Raw genomic sequence first — 2,506 nt, 5'->3', positions numbered from 1 at the left:
GGGGCAAAAAAGGCTTGTCCAGCGGGCAGTCTCTGGCAATCTTGACATCAGACGGCAGGCCACTTGGAGAATGTCGGCTGAAATTTCGGAGCAACATTATGGAAGGCTAAAGTTATGCAGACAACTCTGAAGTCCTTGAGTTTGGCTCTAATGTTTTCAGTGGGCGGGGCTTCTACTTCATACGGTGGGGTGTGCGATTATCGACTCAGCGAGTTGGGCAACAGCGCGGCAGCAACTGGTGCGGTTGTAGTGGGGGGAGCAGGGTCGACCGTGGGCCCCGCCACTATGGCTTTAGGAGGGTTGTATTTCTTCCCTCACGCAACAAGCGGTACTGTCATGTTGGGCTCCACACTCGCAGGAGCGTCGGGTGCAGGCACCATCGGCATTATTGGCGGAAGTGGATTTGCGGCAAGCGTGCTCGCTTTATTGACGGCGCCGGTCACGCTTGCCGTTGGTGCTGTGACAGCTGTCTCTGTCGGCGGACTTGAAGCCGGCTGCTATTTTGTTGATGAGCGTATCACGGACGAGGGGGAGGTACTTGCGGTCTTGAGACAAGTTTCGCAAACGGCCAACGAGAAATATTTCAAACTCTTCGACGTCGACAAAAAGGAAGCTGCCGAAAGTGGTACAGTCAGCCGAGTGCGAGTCTTAAATGAAGAGGGAAACTATGATTTCTACAATGTCGCAAATCTTTACATCGTGAATGGAGAATTGCTGCATCGTGATTGGGGTTTGAATACGTCGCTCGGCAACATAGCGGCGGCGTTGGTGGTTGACGCGAAGCCCTGAGCACTTCCCTTTCTACGGTAGTTAGACTCCGGCAAGTTGGGGTGAAACCCCACCTTACACAGGCATAGGGTGGGTTTCCAACCCACCGACGCTCCTCACCAAAACCACCCCTTCCTTCTCTCCCCCGCAACCTCGCCGCCTTTCACCCCCTCGACCCCGCCCGTCTGCAGGATCCGCCGCTCCTCGACGCGGGTCATCTGGACTGAAACTACTCTGCGATGTCCCTCAGAGTGATTCCACGGTGGCGGGCTGCAGCGAAGTCTGCAAGGCGAAGCAGGCTTGAGGCTTTCAGGAATGACATGGAGTCTCGCAGTTTCGGAAAAAGCCATCATACGATTTGTGCAACAGAGCCATTCCAATCCATTGGCTATTTTTGTGTCAGCTTCAATTCGATCCGTCGGTTCTGTGCCCGAGCCTCCGGTGTGTCCACCGGGTTGATCGGCTGGTATTCGCCAAAGCCGTTGGCCGACAGCCGATCTGGCGCGATGCCCAGGAAGTCGACCATGTACCGCACGACCGAGAGGGCCCGGCCCTGGCTGAGTTCCCAGTTGTCGGCGAACCGCCCGGTCCCCGACAGAGGAACGTTGTCGGTGTGCCCGTCTACCCGGATCACCCAATCGATCTCGGACGGAATTTCGGCCGCCACCCCACGCAGAATGCGCGCTACCTTGGCGATTTCAAATTGCCCCTCGGGCGACAGATCGGCGCTACCGGGGTCGAACAGAACCTCGGACGAGAACACCAACCTATCGCCTTCGATGCGAACACCCTCCTGGTCTGTCAGGAGTTCACGCAACTTGCCGAAGAACTCAGAACGGTAATTCACCAAGTCTTTGACTTGGGTTCCCGATGCTTTTGCATCCTTCGCAGGTGTTACGGGGGCAGCATCAAGCCGCGCACGTTCGGCTTCTTCCAAGATACGGCGCTTGCGTTCCTCGGATGCCGCCCGAGCCAAGGCTGCGTTGAGATCCTGACCCAATGTCTGCACCTGCACTTGTGCAGCCTCAATCCGGCTTTTATAAACGTCAAGCAGGGCCTGCAAGGTACCAAGTTGGGACCGCAGCGCTGCAACTTGTTGGTTCAACAGGGCTGACTTCGTCTTTTCTTCTTGTAATGCATCTTTCGATAGCGCCAGCAAATTGGCGCGTAGCTCGGCTAAATTGGTCTGCTCTGATGCAATGGCTTCAGCCTCTGCCTTTGTGTCTAGAGCAGCTTTTAAACTCTGTTGCAGCATGTCGGGATCGGCGCTCAATGTCGATTGAAGCGTAGACTTGCATTCCGAATTTTGCTCCGCCAGTTTTTTGCACTCTTCGGTTAAAGACCGGTAGTTTCTCTCGTTAGCTCCAGCCCGGGTCAATGCTGCGTTTAGGTCTTGGCTCAAGACCTCATTCCGCTTCTTTTCTTTGGCGACTTGAATGGCTTGTTTTGCGATTTCAGCAGATTCTAGTTGGTCAAAAGCTGCAAACATTGCAGATGCAATTTCTTTTGTGAAATCAGAAACCTCATCGCAAGCGTAGGTGTCTGGCCCAGACTCATCAGCGCTGTACATGAGCCATTTCCCGTCAACTTCGCTCATAAATACTTGAGTGTTACCAACTGAGAATTTGAACCCTGTTGATGTCTTCAATGCAACGCTTTGTCCCGCATTCCCCAAGTGGGTTGCTGATTTCGCTGTCCTGACCTTGCTATTTCCCATATAAATCATGGTGTTGGCGGC

The 2,506-nt window shown here is 54.2% G+C and carries 2 protein-coding genes; one reads left to right on the top strand and one right to left on the bottom strand.

What is annotated here, in order from left to right; all coding sequences use genetic code 11:
• The first annotated feature begins 114 nt into the window (after positions 1-114).
• Entirely contained in the window at positions 115-789 is a 675-nt protein-coding gene (locus G0P99_RS17275; protein WP_164131732.1) for a hypothetical protein, read from the top strand.
• 367 nt (positions 790-1,156) lie between these two features.
• On the opposite strand, the gene G0P99_RS17270 is transcribed toward G0P99_RS17275, so the two are convergent.
• Positions 1,157-2,506, bottom strand: a 1,350-nt coding sequence (locus tag G0P99_RS17270) for a peptidoglycan -binding protein (protein WP_164131731.1), incomplete at its 5' end; no start/stop codon positions are given.

Source organism: Ruegeria sp. PrR005, from assembly GCF_010500245.1.
Lineage (GTDB): Bacteria > Pseudomonadota > Alphaproteobacteria > Rhodobacterales > Rhodobacteraceae > Ruegeria_B > Ruegeria_B marisflavi.
The sequence above is the reverse complement of the archived record's forward strand: the minus strand, read 5'-3'. Positions and strand labels throughout refer to the sequence as shown.

Excerpts from the sequence above, each read along its gene's own strand:
- G0P99_RS17275 (WP_164131732.1), top strand. The coding sequence starts at position 115 with ATGCAGACAACTCTGAAGTCCTTGAGTTTGGCTCTAATGTTTTCAGTG.